The organism is Vibrio ponticus (assembly GCF_009938225.1).
In the GTDB taxonomy this organism is placed as follows: domain Bacteria; phylum Pseudomonadota; class Gammaproteobacteria; order Enterobacterales; family Vibrionaceae; genus Vibrio; species Vibrio ponticus.
The window spans coordinates 940,891-956,683 of record NZ_AP019658.1 but is presented as its reverse complement, the minus strand read 5'-3'; the positions used below and the strand labels follow the sequence as shown (position 1 = coordinate 956,683).

General features: G+C 41.3%; 12 protein-coding genes. 9 read left to right on the top strand and 3 right to left on the bottom strand.

Annotated elements, in window-relative coordinates; translation table 11 throughout:
* The first annotated feature begins 33 nt into the window (after positions 1-33).
* The 6 genes from GZN30_RS18495 to GZN30_RS18470 all read left to right on the top strand — a co-directional run bounded on the left by GZN30_RS18495 (position 34) and on the right by GZN30_RS18470 (position 7,509).
* Positions 34-1,401, top strand: coding sequence for a TolC family protein (locus tag GZN30_RS18495; RefSeq protein ID WP_075651828.1), 1,368 nt, complete (start codon positions 34-36; stop codon positions 1,399-1,401).
* A gap of 3 nt (positions 1,402-1,404) precedes the next feature.
* Positions 1,405-2,643 carry an HlyD family efflux transporter periplasmic adaptor subunit gene (locus tag GZN30_RS18490; RefSeq protein ID WP_075651830.1) on the top strand — a complete coding sequence of 413 codons (1,239 nt, stop codon included), beginning with the start codon at positions 1,405-1,407 and terminating at the stop codon, positions 2,641-2,643.
* On the top strand, positions 2,644-3,090 hold the full coding sequence (locus tag GZN30_RS18485; RefSeq protein WP_075651832.1) for a hypothetical protein: 447 nt from the start codon (positions 2,644-2,646) through the stop codon (positions 3,088-3,090).
* The gene (locus GZN30_RS18480; RefSeq protein WP_075651834.1) at positions 3,083-3,526 is read left to right on the top strand and encodes a hypothetical protein; all 444 of its coding nucleotides are present in this window, start codon (positions 3,083-3,085) and stop codon (positions 3,524-3,526) included. Before GZN30_RS18485 ends, GZN30_RS18480 begins: the two co-directional genes overlap by 8 nt.
* The gene (locus GZN30_RS18475; protein ID WP_075651836.1) at positions 3,526-5,397 is read left to right on the top strand and encodes an EAL domain-containing protein; all 1,872 of its coding nucleotides are present in this window, start codon (positions 3,526-3,528) and stop codon (positions 5,395-5,397) included. The genes GZN30_RS18480 and GZN30_RS18475 overlap by 1 nt, the downstream gene beginning before the upstream one ends.
* Before the next feature lie 171 nt (positions 5,398-5,568).
* The gene (locus tag GZN30_RS18470) at positions 5,569-7,509 is read left to right on the top strand and encodes an ATP-binding cassette domain-containing protein (RefSeq protein ID WP_075651838.1); all 1,941 of its coding nucleotides are present in this window, start codon (positions 5,569-5,571) and stop codon (positions 7,507-7,509) included.
* Between the two features lie 115 nt (positions 7,510-7,624).
* Here GZN30_RS18470 and GZN30_RS18465 read toward each other — a convergent pair whose 3' ends face one another.
* A complete protein-coding gene (locus GZN30_RS18465; protein WP_075651840.1) occupies positions 7,625-8,518 on the bottom strand; it encodes a DMT family transporter in 894 nt (297 codons plus the stop codon).
* A gap of 882 nt (positions 8,519-9,400) precedes the next feature.
* On the bottom strand, positions 9,401-10,069 hold the full coding sequence (locus GZN30_RS18460) for a winged helix-turn-helix domain-containing protein (protein ID WP_161987112.1): 669 nt from the start codon (positions 10,067-10,069) through the stop codon (positions 9,401-9,403).
* A gap of 400 nt (positions 10,070-10,469) precedes the next feature.
* On the opposite strand from GZN30_RS18460, the gene GZN30_RS18455 reads away from it, so the two are divergent.
* From GZN30_RS18455 to GZN30_RS18445, 3 genes are all read left to right on the top strand, one after another.
* The gene (locus GZN30_RS18455; RefSeq protein ID WP_075651844.1) at positions 10,470-10,871 is read left to right on the top strand and encodes an NUDIX hydrolase; all 402 of its coding nucleotides are present in this window, start codon (positions 10,470-10,472) and stop codon (positions 10,869-10,871) included.
* Positions 10,872-11,007: 136 nt separating this feature from the next.
* Positions 11,008-11,259, top strand: coding sequence for a DUF2999 family protein (locus tag GZN30_RS18450; protein ID WP_075651846.1), 252 nt, complete (start codon positions 11,008-11,010; stop codon positions 11,257-11,259).
* A gap of 213 nt (positions 11,260-11,472) precedes the next feature.
* Entirely contained in the window at positions 11,473-14,568 is a 3,096-nt protein-coding gene (locus GZN30_RS18445) for a DUF748 domain-containing protein (protein WP_075651848.1), read from the top strand.
* A 69-nt stretch (positions 14,569-14,637) separates the two neighbouring features.
* On the opposite strand, the gene yddG is transcribed toward GZN30_RS18445, so the two are convergent.
* Entirely contained in the window at positions 14,638-15,564 is a 927-nt protein-coding gene (gene yddG / locus GZN30_RS18440) for an aromatic amino acid DMT transporter YddG (protein ID WP_075647634.1), read from the bottom strand.
* Between the last annotated feature and the right edge of the window lie 229 nt (positions 15,565-15,793).

The window sequence follows — 15,793 nt, the reverse complement described above, 5'->3', positions numbered from 1 at the left end:
GCTAGTTTTACTCAAGGATTGATAAGAAACACTATGAACTTTTTTCAGAAGACAAAACTTGTCGTGGCAATGTCGGCGACACTCTCTCTAATGCCACTTTCTGTGTTCGCAGATGAGCTGGTCGATACACTACCAGTCAATACTAAAGCTTCCGCTTCTCAGAGTGGAACGCCTTCGCAAGTTCGACCCTATGATTTAGGCTTTGTCGAGATCTTAGATCAAGCACTAGCGGTATCTCATGAGTATAAAGCACTGCAATTTGAGCTCGAATCGAGCGAAATTTTGCAAGACAAGGAAGAGAAGTTTTATTACCCCAGTGCGACACTTTCTTCTGAACTTAAAGAGTACTACGGCGATCCTCGCCCAGACCCTGATGGGACGGGGGAAGGTATTTTTAAACTCAGTACTAAAGTGTGGGGTTCCAGTGTCGGTGAACGTATTGACGCGAGTGAGAACAATCGTTTGTCAGGAGAAATGAACCTTAAAAGTAAAGAGTTAGAGATTTACTACACCGTACTGAGGTACTTAACTCGCATTGAATTAACCCGTCATTTCGAACGTCAATCAGACCTCATTCGCATTGAATTAGAAAGCTTCTATAAGAAACAGTTGAATGCGACGAAAGAAGGGGTCTCAACCCAGTCAGACGCGATGGAAGTGGAGCTAACAAAGTCTCGCTTTGAAGAACAAGTATTTGCGGTGGTCTCCAACATTGATAAGTATTTTCGTGATCTACGAGTAGAGACCGGTGTGGTGTTTGACAGCAAAGAGCAAACTGAAAAAATCGGTCTTGACTATAACAAAGTACTCTCGGTTCTTGATGCAGATGTGACTCAGTTTGAAAGCGATACATTAGTTCAAGACAACTATTCACTGCGTTCTACGGACTATTTAGTTAAGGCAGCTTTAAAGAGTGCTAAAGCGCAACGAGAGCGCGTTAAAGTCGACTTGGTTAACGAGACCCGCGTTGCTTTATATGGCGGGGAAGATTCATTTTTGCCTGGCGATACCAATGAGTCTTATGTTGGAGTTACGGTCACGGTTGATCTCTACAACCACGCAACTGCCGCGGATCAAGAAGCGTCAGTAAAACTGTTTAAAGCGCAGAAAGAACGCTATGACAATGATGTGCAAAAGTTGCTGGCAAAGATCGAAGCGATGACACTGGACTATGAAAATACCCTAGCGAAGCGCGACAATCTGGTCGAGCAACTACGTATCAACCGAGAACTTATTGAAAACCAGAAGAATGAAATCTTCACTGACAAAGTGACCTACCTTGATATTGCGGAAAGTATTTCTTCCCTCAATCAGTCTGAAATTGCACTACTCAACATGGAGTTAAACCTTTATGACCAGCTCTACTCACTAATGGAGCTCAAGTCACAAAAGATTTACTAAAACATGATACTAATTCAAAAGAGACACAAGCTGGCGGTCGGTGCTCTGATTGCCTGTCTTTTAGGCTATATCTTGTTGTTCAAACAAGTTGAAGTGGTTGCCCCAGGCTCTGGTCTAACTGGGATCAAAGAGAGTAACGTTTCTCTTAAAGCGCCCTCAAGTAGCTACATTGTTGATTTAATGGTTTCTCAAGGCGACAAAGTTCAAGTTGGGCAGGCAATGCTGCGCTATCGAAACTTGGTTGATGAGTACCAATTGCAGCAAATCTCCGTTGAGCTTGAGCAGAATTCTAGATTGCTTACGCAACATAAAGACGAACGCTGTTTTTTAGTCAGTGACCGTTTTTCAGCTTCGCCAATTGCTCATTCTGACTACGGTTGTGATCAAGAATCTCATGCAGCAGGGGCTGGTGGTCTTTATATCCTGAGTTTTTATGAAGACTACTTACAAGAGCAGAAATACCTGGTTGATTTGGCATTGGAGCGCAAAAAGAAAGCCGATGAGCTGCTGAAAAAACGCAAAATTCTCACCAAGAAAAAAGGCGCACTACGCCGAGGAAAAGGCGAGACAATTCGCTTTTATGATCTAGAAACCGAAATTTCAGATCTAAATAGCGAGTTAGTTTCATTCAAGATGTCTGAGCTTGAAGCGAAAAAAAACCTCGACGACAAACTGATGGTATTTCAAATGCGTCGCTCAGAGCGACTACTCACATTGGATGAGAAAATAACGTCGTTAGAGTCAGAAATTACAGAAAAGAGCTACCAGAAGCAGCTCCTGGCTGAGAAAAAGAAAAAGTCAGTCATCCGGTCACCAATAAACGGCAGTATATTAGAGCTTACGGATGGTTTGGCGGTTGGTACTTTCGTCCAAGAGGCGGCGCAGATGTTCGTACTTAAAAAAGAGGGCGCATCTCAGGAGGTCACCGCAAAGTTTGACTCTCGATATCGTCATTTTTTAAGTATCGGTCGCGAAGTGAAACTAAAAATCAATTCTCCCGGTTTTAATGAGATATTTAACGGTACCATAGTTGAATTAAGTTCTGACTCAATTGCCTACGATGAACAAAATAAAAATGGTAAACGTTATTATCGTGTCACCATAAAACCGGACCAAGAATTTCTAGACTTGTCCCTCAATTTGGGCATCGATGTACAAGTCTTCGTTATTGATGATCAAATTAACGTAATGGAGTTTATCTTAAGTGTATTACCAAATGATATTAAGTTTGAGGTGTGGTAGATGATTGGATTTGTTTCTGCTATTTCATCAGCCTTAGCGGTTATCGTTTTGGTGGTAATTGCTACGTTGATTGCATTTGTTCAGGCAATTATGCCAGAGACCGGTTTAGTGAAAATCAATGATGAGAAATATCGCTATGTAATGGAAAGTAGTTATGTGGATGCGAATCTAATTCGCGAAGTCATAATGCAATCCGAAGTTATTGATATCGATCAGAGGGTTATCTCTTATCAGAATGGCTGTAACTACGGCTTCAATTCAACGCAGCGCCAAATGGAAGAGGTTGGCACATTTAACTACATCAAGATGACCCAGTATTTTGCAGACTCTGTACCTGTAGCCCCGATGTTCACCATTGAAGAGTCAGAAATGTTTAATACCTGCTTTATCGACATCAACTTATCGCCTTTGGTTAGCGAAACAATACAGGAGACTGATAATGAATGATGACTCTCTCGCCCCGTTTGTTGATGCATTGGCATCATCACTCATTGTGATGGTTTTAGTGTGTATTTTCTTTTTGATTCAGACGTCTGCTGCTATTACATCTGCTGCAAAAATGGAAGCGGTAGTCGAAGTAGAAGACCAAGCCTATACCCCAATAGTGTATCGAGAAATATTTGGTTCTGACTTAGAGAATAAAGAGATTAAATATGTGGTGAACTTCAAGTTAGAGCCACAACTTGTCGAACAGATAAGAGCACAATTAAACGACGTTGAAAACGTAAAAGTAATTATAGAAAGCCGTGATTCGGAGAGGAAAAGTGCGGTTAATATCATGAGGTTCTTAGCTATTCTGGACCTTCCAGAAGCAATGAAAATAACGACAGAAATTGTAGAAAGTAAATCAGTAATATCAAAAGTTAGGTGGGAGACTAATTAATGTATATCTTTGGTTTGTTGGTGTATATAACTATTCCAGCATTGGCGTACTATTTTGAAGGACCAAGAAGTTTTATCGTCCAGTGTTTTGAGTTGTCTCCTGAGATAACCGCCTTAATTGCGATTAGTTATATTTATCCAATTACAGTATTTTGTGTGGCTTTCTTTTTCCGTCACCATCGGTTTGCCAATATCGAGTACTTTCGTACACAGGTAACACTTGCCTCTTCACTGGCGGTATCGTTTGGTCTAATTGGTACTTTCGTTGGTCTTGCCAATATGATCTCGGGTATTGCATCCGGCTTGGCGGCTGAAGGTGACTTCGCTGAACGAATGGCTCTGCTACTTGAATCAATTGGCTTGGCGCTAGACTCCATGTCACTGGCGTTTCTGACTTCGATCTTAGGTGTTGGTACTTCAGTTTCTATCCTTTTTGCTGCTAACTACCTCAACTCGTTTTTTGATGTTCATGCGACGGATGATGCACAATTGGTTCGCGCGAACGAAATCATCGAAAGCGATCATGAGATCATCAATCAAAACTTTGAGCGTGTACATGGCTCTTTGCAAGACACTTTGCAATTAGTTCAAACGAAAGAGAAAGTCTGGACGGATCTTCATACCTTACTTGAGTCAAATTCAGGTTCAACGGTAGTGAAACAATTTACTCAAAGTTTGGAGCAGAGCAATCGCATTGCAGTAAACCAAGCCGAGCAGATTGATTTGATGCGAGAAGAGCAGTTACGCACCAATCAGAAGATGGAACTGATCCTTTCTAGTTATTCGGAAAACATGAATACATTAGTGACTGAAGCTGCGCAAACCTTGAGTAGTATGTCTTCGCGCATGGAGTCGATGGCGATCGCTAACCAAAACATGGAGCAGATCTTATCAGTGCACGCGGAAAGAATGAGCCGTGATGCTATTCAGGTCACTGATGCGGTTGATGGGATGGCTGGGCGCGTGGTTGAAATGTCGCAAGACATTGTACGTTCACAAGAGATGACCACTAATGTGATTGAACAAACTAATCATGAATTAAACAAAGTCGCTGAGATTCTTCACGACATTCGAGTGGCTACTGCACTGCCAATTGCTGAATCATTGAAGAATGCGATTCATGAAGGTGGTTTTTCTTTGGTGTATCAACCGCAGACTAATGCAGATGGCAGTTTGATTGGCGCAGAGTCGTTTATACGTTGGGTTGATCCTGTTCGTGGACCGATTTCTAACTTCGAGCTGTTCAAGTTAGCCAAGCAAGAAGGGCTGTCGGTCGATCTCGAACTTTGGGTCGTTCATTCAACGATTCGCCAAGTTTCTAAGTGGCAGAAACAAGGAGTATGGGATCGTGAGTGGGTGGCATCAATCAATGCAACAAGTGACCTTCTTCTTTCACCTGGTTTTATCAATGATATCGAAACGACGCTTGAGCAGTCTGGTGTGACCCCTGGCTCTATTGCGATTGAGATTACAGAAGATACCATTTCTGCCAACTCTGAAGCGGCTCGCGATAAAGTACGTCAGCTGCATAATCTAGGTCTCAAAACCTTCATTGATGATTTTGGTACGGGATATACCTCTCTAGTTAACCTGCGAGATTTCGAAATCGACCGACTTAAAGTGGATCGCGACATTATTAAAGGCATTGCTGAAGGCGATGAAGCAAGCTACAGCCTAGTGAAATCAGTGATGATGATGGCAGAGCAACTTAATATCCAAGTGCAAGCTGAAGGTGTTGAAAACCAAGACCAAGTTGAGAAACTAATCGAAGTAGGTTGCAAGCTGTTCCAAGGTTACCATTTTGGTAAGCCAGTGGCATCGGACGACTTTGAGGTTGAATACTTAAAGGTAGAAGCACTAGAACAGGCGTAATTACCAATAGGTGCGATGAAGGTTAGGCAGGGTTCGTCTAACCTTTGTCGCGTGTTGTGCTCGCCTCAAGCCGTGTCATTTTTAGGAGTGGCAACCCCAAGAATTAGTGATTTCAATCATTCCCACCATTTCTTATCAGTCAAACTGACTAAACTGCGCAGTGAGAAGTAGATGAAAGCGACGGTAAAAAAATTGATCGTAAACTCGAAAGCAAATTTTGATTGGAAGGCTTTTGAACGGCTGGAATACGAAAACCTAGATTCGTTTCTATCTCATCTTGATGCATTGTTTCAAGACACTTTGTTTGACTATCATATTGAGCGCGTTACGGTCGCGGACTTTAATGACTTGCCAGATTCTTTTGTTACGCTTGAGGGGGAACCGAACTTTATTCATCGTGTTGGCAATGCATTTGTTGGCGAGGATAAAAAGCAGATAGATACTGCGGAGCTAGTAGGAAAAGAAATCGCCCATGTCGGCGAGTACCCCAAAAAACTGAGCAGTCGTGAATTTATAGAAACGATTTTCTCGCTCTACCCCCGGATTAATTTTTTGCTGGTGGCGGCAGTGCCATTTATTTTGATCCCGGCATTTTACGCCAACCTGTTCAATACTCGCCTGATCTTTAATGAGCTGATTACAACGCTGTTTTATGTTACTACCGCATTCATTTTGTTGTGGGGGATAGAATATTCGCTCAAACATTTCGTCAAATTGAAGCACTTGAGCGCGGTTGATAAAAATGCACTAAAGATTGAGCGTTACATATTGAGTGTATTACCATTCTTTCGTCACAAAGATGTGTTGACCAAAGTCAGAATGGTTGAATCAAACCGCAAGGTTATTTGGGATAATCTTTCCTCACTCATCATTGATTTTGTAAACTTTTCTCTAGTCGTTGCCTTACTGTTTGTCTTTATTGGTCAATATGCGTTGTTGTTACTGGTTTTCTACCTCACTATCATCGCAATTTCAGTGTATCTACGTTATCGAAATTACACCCTGTACATTGAACATGAATCCGCCCAACAGGATTTGCTTAACGAGCGTATTTCTTACTATAGAAACAATAAACAGCTGCGATTCTTGGATACGGATGCGACGCTAAACAACTTTGAATTAGTGTGTAAAAAGTCGTTTGAGAGTGATCATGGCATCGCAAGTTTTAACTTTAATTGGGATGAGTTTGTTCGCCTTAGTTCGTTTCTAGCAAGCTTTGTATTGTTTTCTACCATCTTTTTTGCATCGAAAGCCGATGCGGCGATATTTAATGTTTTGATAGCTTTGCTGATCCTTAATGGTCGCGCAGCCCAAAGCATGATTAGCATGGTTACCAAAACGTTCTTTATTTTGACTTCTACTTACCATTTGAATACAGCATTTAAAGATGTGTTCGATAAACTTGAAGCGCGTTTGATGAAAAAAGGGCTTTCTATCGATACCATCTCAAGAATCGAGTTAAAGAACGTCAATGTTTCGGTGGAAGAACGACTGCTGTTAGAAGGGGTAAATTTAACTTTAACAAAAGGCAATATTTACGCTTTCTGTGGCAATATTGGTAGCGGTAAATCGACTTTAATGGCGACGATATTGCAGAACCACACGGAATACACAGGTAATGTTCAGTTCAATGATTTCTACAATGGTATCGATTTAGACCGGAGTGTATTCTCACGCTTTGTCGCATATCTTGATCCAAGCAGTGACTTCATTCGCGGGTCCATTTATTCCAATTTCTATATCCGTGGTATTCGAGACCCGAACAGAATTGCACAAATTTGCTCACAAATATTCGTAGATATACCGCTGGATTATGAGTTTATTTTTCAAAGAGATATCTCGACAATTGAGATGTCGACGGGTCAGAAGCGTAAGCTGTTACTTTACATGTCACTCGATCAACATAAACGTTTAGTTGTGCTTGATGAAGCCTTTATTAATCTTTCTGTGGGCGATGTCGTTTCGATGCTCAAATATATACGCAATGAACTTAAAGATGCGATTGTTTTAGTTGTCACGCACGATCGCAATATTCTCGGGCAGATTAAAAATGTGTATGAGGTAAAGGACAAGCGAGTAGAGCAGACTAAAACCGCGACAGTGCGGCTTTAATTTGCGAGCTTCTGTATCTCGACCACTAAATCTCAGATGGTTGATTTAGTAGTCGACAATAAGACTGACATTTGAGGTAAAGAGTTAAAGTCTCTGTACATCAAATGTAATTACATTATTCGAGGAAGAAGAGCGAAATTCCCCCAACGGCAGCAAGCGTGCCTAGTACGCTCTTGATCGTTGGTTTTTCACCTTTAACCGCACTTATCACCAGCATAAACAGTGGGCTAGTCGCGATAATGGTTTGTGCAACCGCAGGGTTCGCATATTTCAGTGCGGCTTGCTGAAGCCAAAGTGCCAAGAAGGTACCGACGAAAATAGCGAGAAGTAAGGTCAAGAAGGCTTTTTGAGTCAGCTGCGTAAAATGATCTCTGATTTGAGAGAAAGGACGTTTTTCAACAAAAATAATGATAGCTGTAACGGCAAGTACACCAACAGTTAGGCGAATAATTGCGCCGAGTAGAGGCGGTAAGTCACCAGCAACCAAAGCATAGTGAGAAATAACCACCCCCGAAGCCTGGCAGGTACTTGCTAGTAAACCAAAACCGATACCGGACCAGTTGATCGTTTTTACTTCCCCGCCACTTGGCTGCATTATGACAAATGTTACTGCCACGGTTGTAATAACGACACCTAGCCAGCTTTGTAGCGGTAATACACTCCCCAATAGAACAAGTGCTAATACGCCGGAAAGCGGCGGAGCAAGAGATTCAAGTAACAACGTTTTATTCGCTCCAATCCGTTTAAGAGAGGCGAAATAAGCACTGTCGCCAATCGCAATTCCAATCACACCGGATATGGCGAGTATAAGTAGGTGGGTGCTATCGATACTATCAGGAAAGGTAACGGCAACGGGCATTACCAAAACCATCATCACTGAAGCAATGACGCCCTTAACGATATTTAGCTGTAAGGCAGAAAAATGATGGCTAAATTGCCCATAAATCCATGTTGCGATTGCCCAAACTGCTGCTGCAGACAGTGCGGCAAATTCTCCGAAGTACTGCAAAGGTTTACTCCAAGATCAACCTGATAAGGTGTTTACGTACGATGATTGCCGAACTATATGCCAATGAATACGAGAATATAGCTCGTAAGGTAGATTTTGTGAGTGGCGTTACTCAAGTTTGATGGAGAAGGGGAAAGTCGCGAGAAATCTGATGAGAAAAAAGGATCTGGCGTTGTTTTAGTGACATCCACCTAAGCCGGAAATATAGGTGACTAAAACAAAACCAGATCAAAGTGTCGCTTTATTATGAAAAACGCTTCAGCTTACTGACTTAGAGCCAGTAGGCGTAAAGCAGCCTAACTTGACGTTGTTAGCAAAATTTAACAACCAAACGTCGGCTATGCAGTGACGAACTGTTTGGTGACGCTATGATGAATGTATCGAGTAAGTTTTGCGACTTACATCTCACTTATATCGTGTTGTAAATGCCGATATAGCTGATTTAACTGAGAAAAAAATCAATTATATAAATTACATTCTCAGCTATTACACCACTTGAGCTGGTTGATTGATAAAAGTTAAAGCAACAAACAGCGCATAGAAACATTGTGAATTTGCATTAATGTCCTACCTCTAAAAACCAAATAGCATTCATCATCAAGCGCATAGACTCGTTGACGGTAGAACTTAATCTTCATGTCTGAATTGTATGAGATGTATTCATTACTCGCGATGTGTTCATAATCAAAGCTGTTGGAAAAACCTTTCTCGATACCATGCTCTGTATAGGTCACACTCATATCAATAGTATTCATTCGTTGCTGAGTGAACGTCGACCAATGATAGATAGGTGTTTCAATTGATCCGACCCATTCTGTTTTTTGTTGAGATATAAAGAAAAATAGCGACAAATTGACAATTACCAATGTTGCAACAAGAAATTTACTTTTGGCAACTAAGTAGTTTTCGATCTTTTTGATATATACATTCATAATTATCAATAGTTACGATTGTTTGTTCATCTTTAGTTTGTACAAATGGGTAAGGAGTGTTGTGCCCAATACTCTTGAATTCATTTTTATAACGAACGGCGCTCAATAAATACAAGCATTGGAAAATAACAGCGATCAGTAGGATTGCTATGACTAACAGTTTAACAAAGTTGAGTTTTCTAGTGCTTTGCTCTGGCGTTAGTACCGCATTTTTACTCAGATGGCTTGTTTGCAAATGAGAACTTATTGGTGTCGTTACGCCAACGGCTGAATTGTCATCTCGACTTTGCTTACCACGAGTAGAAAAGTTGAGTTTATAGCCGATACCGGGTTCATTTATCAATACGGTCTTTTTGCTATCACCCAGTGCTTGTCTGGTTCGGATAATCAATTGTGGCAGACTCTCAGGAGAGATATGTCGACTATCCCAAACTTTTTCAATGATGTCCTCTTTGGAAAGGGTTTTCGGTGAGGCATCCAGAAGACAACAAATTAAATCGTACTGTTTTTGGGTTAGAACATTCTCTTCTTTTAGACTGCCATCATCTAATGGTTTAAATAGTGTTTTGGAATCCCTTCGCCAATATAAATTACCTAGTACTAAATAGTTGTTATTCACTTGGCTACCGTTGTCAAAATTCTGTTTTCTTATGGGGTGATAATAAAGTTGGCGGACAAGTATACAGTTGAGTATGAAACTTGCAAATATTAATATTTATGAATAAAAATAGAGTGTTATGAGCTCATATTTGTGAAAGTCAGCTTTGATCGACATCGATTTATCAGTGTCTTTTAACATTGCTTTTCTGAATATTTTTTCAACCTTTCTCCTTTCTCCTTTGTGTCTCAGGCGTTCATCAATTTAGAATTGAAACAGGTGAATCGATAAACATGTGGTTTGAGGAAGCAGTCATTGAAATCATATGGGGTAGCGCACGTTAAGTCAGATGAAGGACTATCTAGTTGTTTGGCAAATCGAATATAATTGCGCGACATAATAGAAATGACTAGGCACATAAATGGATAAAATCATTGATAAACTCGCTTGGATTAGCATTCGCGATGGTAAGTTTCTTGCTGTACGTTCAAAAGGAAAAGAGCTTTTTTACTTACCAGGTGGTAAACGCGAGCAAGGTGAAAGTGATGAACAAGCTTTAGTTCGTGAAATCAAAGAAGAGCTATCGGTTGACTTAGAGTTGGACTCTATCAAGTATGCGGGCACATATAGTGCGCAAGCAGACGGCAAAGCAAGTGGTGTAACAGTGCAATTGACTTGTTATTTTGCTGATTTCAATGGTGACTTAGCGGCAGACGCTGAAATCGAAGAGCTTCGTTTTATTGATAGCCAAGACAAAGCGGTGTGTTCTTTAGCGGCGTTGGTTGTATTAGATTCTCTTGTTGAACAACAACTAATTAACTAGTCAATATTGTCACCATTAAGCATTATCGTTTAACTAGTGTCCAACCAGGTGGCGAGCTTTGTATTGCTGTTAGACAGGGGACAAGTTGATGGTAAAATGGCGACAAGAGTTGTTAATCGTATTCAAAGGTATTTAGATGAACCCTATTATTGCGTTACTTAAAGAAAACAATATCAGTGACGAGCAAATCAGCGCAATTTTTGAAACGCTGACACAAAACCCACTAGCTGCGATGGCGACAATCGCACAGCTAGGTTTGCCACAAGACAAACTGCAAATGTTGATGGCGCAAGTTATGCAAAATCCAGCATTAATCAAAGAAGCAGTTGATGAGCTTGGTCTTGATTTTGCGAAAGTAGAAGCCGCTAAAGAGCAACTACAAAAATAAGCTAACAAAACTTTATCAAGTTACCCGCAAAAGGTCGTTGCATGAGATTCTCGCGTTTCTCTCAACGACCTTTCGTATAAATAGTTCTCTAGAAACAGATCACATTCAGTTTGCTCTAAGCATTTGAAATTAGATTGTTCTGACAAAACGAGCCATTAGTTCCGCGTATAATGCGCATAATATTCGATATAGGCGAAGGAGTAGGAAGTCATAATGTCGAGCAAATTCAGTCAAGCGATGACTAAGTTTCGAGCTTTACCCCGTGCGGTTCGTTGGGCAACGTATTCCGCTGGTGGATATCTAACTTATGCAGCATTAGTCGGCGCTTTGGTGCCATACATTGCACAGCAACAGGTTCCTAAACAGCTTTCAAACTTGATTGAGCGTCCAGTTCAATTGGGTAAAGTGACAATTAATCCTTTTACACTGCAAGTGAGTCTCGAACAGTTTGCGATCTTAGAAGGGGATAAGCCTTTTGTTAAATTCAATCAAGCAGCGTTGCAAGTTAACTTTTGGCAGTCGATTCTAAACGGACACCTAGAGTTAGAGTACATTAAGCTCGACCAGCCTTTTGTTAATATTGAAAGGCTCACTGATTCTTCGCAAACCACTTTTAATTTTAGTGACATTGTTGCTGCAGTAGAAAAAAATAGTCCTGCGGTTGAAGAAAGTGAGCAAACGAGTGAAGAGGTCATTGACAGAAATGCTCCGCTTTTCCCGGTGTATATCAAGCAAACAGCGCTTACTGGTGGTGAAGCCTACTTTCGCGATGCAGTAACCGATACAGAACTGGCGTATCCAGACATTAATGTCACGTTAAGCGAGTTCGCAACTCAAAATTTATTAGATGCAGACGGTAAAGTGAACCACTATAGCGTGGTTATTACTGATAGCGATTCAGCTCGCTTAGCACTTAACGGTCAAGTTCAGTTAAAGCCACTGCGTGTATCGGGTGATGTTGAGATTGAACACATTCAATTACCAAGGCTTTGGCGCTTTGCCGACCATGAGTTTGCAGCTAAACTGACCTCTGGCGAGTTTAACTTCGCATCACAATATAAAGTGACTCAAACCATTGGCGATACTCCTGAGCAAGATACGCTAACGGTTTCGACGCATTCTGGCGAGCTAGCAGTCAATCAAGTGAACTTTGACGCTAATGGTAGATCCGTAGTGTCATTGAAAAATTTTGTGGTTGCGGGAATTGCGGCGGATACAGAAAGCCAACAGGTTAAGATTGACGCAGTGAGCTCGAAAGGTCTAGCCGTCTCTGCGAAAGTGGATTCTAAAGGTGCGGATCTTGCGACAATATTTACGCCAAAATCTTTAGCCCAACCTGCCAACAGCAAAGAAACTGCGAAAGCGTCCGCTAAAACGACTGAGAAGCCAAGTCGCGAAACCAAGTCTAGTGAAAATAAGCCTAGTGAAAATAAGCCTTGGTTGGTAACACTAGGTGGGATTGAGCTTAAAGAGTACGCGCTAAATATTGAAGAAAGCCTATTAACCAAAAAGCCGAATAAATGGCAAGTTGCACCTATCAATCTGTCGACTAAACAGATCATTAGCGATTTGTCACAGCCAATTGACTTTGAAGTGACTGCATCGATAAACGGTAAAGGTGACTTAAATGTTAAAGGGCAAGCTGACGCGATTGCGCAGAGTGTTGATGCTGATATTGCCGTTAAGCAACTAAAATTGGGTCAGTTCCAACCTTACATTGCAACAGCACTTAACGCGACATTAACCAGTGGTGAGTTTACCACTAATACGAAGCTAAGTGCCGATGCGACAGGCAAAGTTGTTGCGAGCGGCAGTGCTGCAGTTAATCACCTTTCGGTGCGTGATAATAAGTTGAAGAAGCCATTTGTTAAATGGCAATCTTTAGCGGTAAATAAGTTCGCTTTCGATTTAAACAAATCAAAGTTGGATATCGATACACTTAGCTTGAGTCAACCTTATGCGCGTGTGGTGATCAATAAAGATCGCTCGACGAATATCGGTGATTTGGTTGTCGAGCAGCCAAAATCGGCTAAGTCGAATACCCAATCCAATAAAGCGAATAAAGCAAACGACAGCAAAGCATTCGCGTTAAAAGTGCGCAAGGTATCGTTTAAAGACGGTTCGGCCTTCTTTGCTGATAACTCACTCACGCCAAACTTCTCGTCTGGTATTGAACAGTTACGCGGCAGCATTGGCGATATATCGAGCATTCCGGGAACGAAAGCTTCAGTTGATATCAGTGGCAGCATTGATCGCTATGCGCCAGTAAAGGTGAAAGGTGAGATTAACCCGCTCATTGCTAAGCCGTATCTGGATTTGGACGTATTGTTCAAGAGCATTGAACTCACAACGGTTAACCCTTATTCCGGTACCTACGCAGGTCACTACATTGATAAAGGTCAGTTGACGTTGGCGCTAAACTACAAATTGGAGAACAATCAACTAAAAGGTTCAAACCATGTCGTAGTGGACCAGCTTCAACTCGGTAAGGCGAGTGAAAGTGATTTAGCGACCGATCTTCCAATCAAGCTAGCGATTGCACTGCTTCAAGATAGTGATGGCGTGATTGATTTAGGTATGGATGTATCAGGTGATGTTAATGATCCTGATTTTAGTGTTGGTGCGGTAATCTGGCAGACCTTGTCGAATATTATCACTAAAGCTGTCACTGCGCCGTTCTCGTTTATTGCAGGTCTTGCTGATGCAGATGATGAGCTCAATGAAGTGAGTTTCGACTTTGGTGTCGATCAGCTGAATGCAGAGCAACAAGAGAAATTAGCACAACTGGGCGAGGCACTGGAAACACGTCCAATGTTGACGTTATCTGTTGATGGTTCGGTTGACGCGGTTGAAGACAGTAAAGCATTGGCGCTGGCAAAGTTTGATCAGCTTTTAGCTTCACAGGCTAATATGCAAGTTGAACAATTACCACAGGATTTAAGTGCCAGCAGCATCCCGGTACAGGGACCATTGTCTGAGGCTCTGATGGTTATGTATCAGCAAGAGTTTGGCGTTGAAGCAGATACGGTGCGAGATACGATTGAACAAGAGCTTGATAATAAAGACCAGGATTACACTGACGAAGAGCTCGATCGCCGTTGGCATATTGCGTTGTATAATTTGGTGCTCAATAAGCAGCAAGTAACGCCTGCAGAGTTAGGGCAACTTGCGCAAAGACGCGCACAAGCGGTTAAAGCGTATCTTGTGGATGTAACCAAAGTCGATGCGTCAAGAGTATTTTTATTAGATAGCCGTTTCGATGTCGATCAAGATGCGAGTATGGTGACGTTGTCACTGGAGGTTAATTAGGTTATTAATATCTAGTTATAGGCATCAAAAAGAGAAGTACTCGGTACTTCTCTTTTTTTTTACTAAAAATTAGCTAGTTGATTTTTCACTTTCAGCTAAAGACTTACTAGGTGCTTCTCTCGTCACATACCAACATATTAGTGATCCCATCGTAACTAATGCCACACCGGACCAAAAGTTTTGACTCAAGCTAACGCCCAAAATGATTGATGAAAATATTGCTGAGAAGACAGGTGTAAAGTACGAAAGTGTCGCCAGAAACACCATATTCCCGCCTATGATTGCAATATTCCAAAGACCATAACCACCCGCCATTAAAAATGCAGTGATCAGTAAGTTGAAACTCGACTCCCATGTAAAGATCAAAGCAGGTTCGTCTGAGATTGCATACTTAATCCATAATGCAATTGCTGTTGCAATAAAAAATAGTGTGATCGCGTTGTGTTTTGATTTTTGACGCCGAGTGAGATTGCAGTAGATTGCCCAAAGAATCGCACCTGTAAAAGACAATATATAGACTAAAGAGTTGCTACTTATATTCGCCGCTAGCTTCATAACAGAGAACCCTTGATCACCACTTACCGTAATAGCAACACCGGCGAATGCCAACAAAATGGCAGGGTAGAGAAAAACGCTAGGTCGTTTGCTGCTGCCTAGGACTGAAAATAGCACAGTTAATGCGGGCCATAGATAGTTGACGATAGATACCTCAATCGCTTGTGAACGGTTATTTGAATAGCCTAGTGACAACGTTAAGAAAATCTCATAGCAAACAAATAAAGCACCGCCTAAAAAAAGATAGCGCAGTGAGAATAATGATGGTTTAGGTATACCAATAAAAATTACTAACAGTAATGCCGCAATACTATAAAGCATGGCACTACCGCCGACAGGTCCAAGTTGCTCAGTGACTACGCGCGCACTCGCCAAGAGGCAACTCCAAAACAGAATGGCGACACAACCAAACAGTGTAAAGCGCAATTGTTCTTTATCCATTTACCACTTCAGTATGTAACTTAATATTTCAAAGAGAGGGATTTTACCGAAAATCATGCTTTTTAAAACAAGATTCACACTTAAACGCTGATACTAGTGGAGAGTATGGTTGTATGAATATTGAACAGTAAAAATTAGCAATATTTATTCAAAAGAAAAATCATATTTTGACCTCAAAAAACATAGGAGAAAAAATGGAAGAATTCTATAAATTAGCTTACCAAACCTT

What these genes read in the sequence shown, in the direction of transcription:
- GZN30_RS18480 (WP_075651834.1), top strand. Translation starts at nt 3,083, where the DNA reads ATGAATGATGACTCTCTCGCCCCGTTTGTTGATGCATTGGCATCATCA.
- yddG (WP_075647634.1), bottom strand. Translation starts at nt 15,564, where the DNA reads ATGGATAAAGAACAATTGCGCTTTACACTGTTTGGTTGTGTCGCCATT.
- GZN30_RS18490 (WP_075651830.1), top strand. Translation starts at nt 1,405, where the DNA reads ATGATACTAATTCAAAAGAGACACAAGCTGGCGGTCGGTGCTCTGATT.
- GZN30_RS18485 (WP_075651832.1), top strand. Translation starts at nt 2,644, where the DNA reads ATGATTGGATTTGTTTCTGCTATTTCATCAGCCTTAGCGGTTATCGTT.
- GZN30_RS18450 (WP_075651846.1), top strand. Translation starts at nt 11,008, where the DNA reads ATGAACCCTATTATTGCGTTACTTAAAGAAAACAATATCAGTGACGAG.
- GZN30_RS18470 (WP_075651838.1), top strand. Translation starts at nt 5,569, where the DNA reads ATGAAAGCGACGGTAAAAAAATTGATCGTAAACTCGAAAGCAAATTTT.
- GZN30_RS18445 (WP_075651848.1), top strand. Translation starts at nt 11,473, where the DNA reads ATGTCGAGCAAATTCAGTCAAGCGATGACTAAGTTTCGAGCTTTACCC.
- GZN30_RS18495 (WP_075651828.1), top strand. Translation starts at nt 34, where the DNA reads ATGAACTTTTTTCAGAAGACAAAACTTGTCGTGGCAATGTCGGCGACA.
- GZN30_RS18475 (WP_075651836.1), top strand. Translation starts at nt 3,526, where the DNA reads ATGTATATCTTTGGTTTGTTGGTGTATATAACTATTCCAGCATTGGCG.
- GZN30_RS18455 (WP_075651844.1), top strand. Translation starts at nt 10,470, where the DNA reads ATGGATAAAATCATTGATAAACTCGCTTGGATTAGCATTCGCGATGGT.